Source organism: Acinetobacter lwoffii (assembly GCF_024129355.1).
Lineage (GTDB): Bacteria > Pseudomonadota > Gammaproteobacteria > Pseudomonadales > Moraxellaceae > Acinetobacter > Acinetobacter lwoffii_I.
The window spans coordinates 1-1,393 of sequence record NZ_JAMXXP010000076.1 but is presented as its reverse complement, the minus strand read 5'-3'; the positions used below and the strand labels follow the sequence as shown (position 1 = coordinate 1,393).

At 27.1% G+C, this 1,393-nt stretch carries 1 protein-coding gene and 1 pseudogene; one reads left to right on the top strand and one right to left on the bottom strand.

Annotated elements, in window-relative coordinates:
- Nucleotides 1-115 precede the first annotated feature (115 nt).
- The gene (locus tag NI468_RS15990) at nucleotides 116-616 is read left to right on the top strand and encodes a YqhA family protein (protein WP_110976010.1); all 501 of its coding nucleotides are present in this window, start codon (nucleotides 116-118) and stop codon (nucleotides 614-616) included.
- Nucleotides 617-1,172: 556 nt separating this feature from the next.
- Here the strand turns inward: NI468_RS15990 and NI468_RS15985 are convergent.
- Nucleotides 1,173-1,393, bottom strand: a pseudogene (locus tag NI468_RS15985) (BrnA antitoxin family protein); the annotation flags it as partial.

Genomic DNA, 1,393 nt, shown 5'->3' with positions numbered 1-1,393 from the left:
TCATAACTATATGATTTTAAAAGTTTTGATTATTTTTTGATCCAAAATTAAATTTATTTAAATCAGATGCTTACATATTTATGCAACAAAGCCTCATTTTAAGGGATGTTATCAAGTGCTACAAAATTTTTTTGAAAAGAGTAGATTTTTAGTTATTATAGTTATTATAAATTGCATAATATCTTCTATTTTTTTATATTTATCAACTATATATCTTCTAATTGATGCAATAATTTTTATTATAAAAAATATATATGCAACTAATTTTGAAGTAAAAATAGTTGTTGTTAAATTTTTAAAAATCCTCGATGTCTCGTTAATTGCTATTACATTTCATTTAATTTCAGCAGGTTTTTATAAATTATTTATTCAACAAGCTATTTTTGACAATAGTTCTTTTCTTAAGACACTATCAATTAATAAGTTTCATGATCTAAAAGTTATTATATTACATGTATCTATTATAGTTATAGTCATCTTGTTTTTAGAAGATATTGTTGTTTTTGGTGGAACTTTAGCCAACTTATATGCTGGTATTTCTTCTAGCCTAGTCATATTAGCAATAATTTTTACTTGTAAGCTATTAGATAATGATCATCACAAAGACGATGAATAACTTAAATCGCAAGGACTCATTTATAATTACTCTTTTATTTGAGCATTTAATTGAAGTTAAGATTAGAGATCGTCATGTATTGAGAAAAAATGTCTGATTCAAACTTCACTAAACTCAAAATTGCGTCAAAGATTGCAGCTTCAAATAGAAATACTGCACTCTTTCTTTAATCAAAAAATCTGCATGCTTGGTTTTTCCATAAGAAAAAAACCAAAAAATGATCCAATATTCTTAGAAACTGCCAAAAATTTTCTAAAAAAATCCCGATCAGGATTCGGAACTTTTCTAACTCCAAATGGCTTTGTTGCACAAACCTAGCCATTCTGAATTAAAAAAGCTGGATGAATACTTTGTTGGGCTGAATGTGATTTCGGTTGAGAAAGCAAATTCAAGTTTTATTTTTCGTTGTGACGGCTTAGACAGCCCTGAAAAAATTATTCTAGCTAATAATTTATTAGAGGAAATTAATCAAAAAATCTATTCTAATTATAGATTAATTTAAATTTTCCTAAAGTTTTTAGAAAATCAAAAATGGGAGCTTAAACTCCCATTTTTATTAATGATTTTTTAAATCTTTTAACATTGCTTCACGCAGAATTTTATTCATGCGTGTCTGATAGCCTTTCCCTTGTGCTTTTAACCATGCAAGTACATCAGCATCAAGACGAACAGAGGTTTGTTGCTTTACTGGACAATAAAATTGCCCATGACGAATAGCATTACTTCAGTCTGTAATTTCAGGAATATCTGATAGATCTAATAGCTCATCTGGTACAT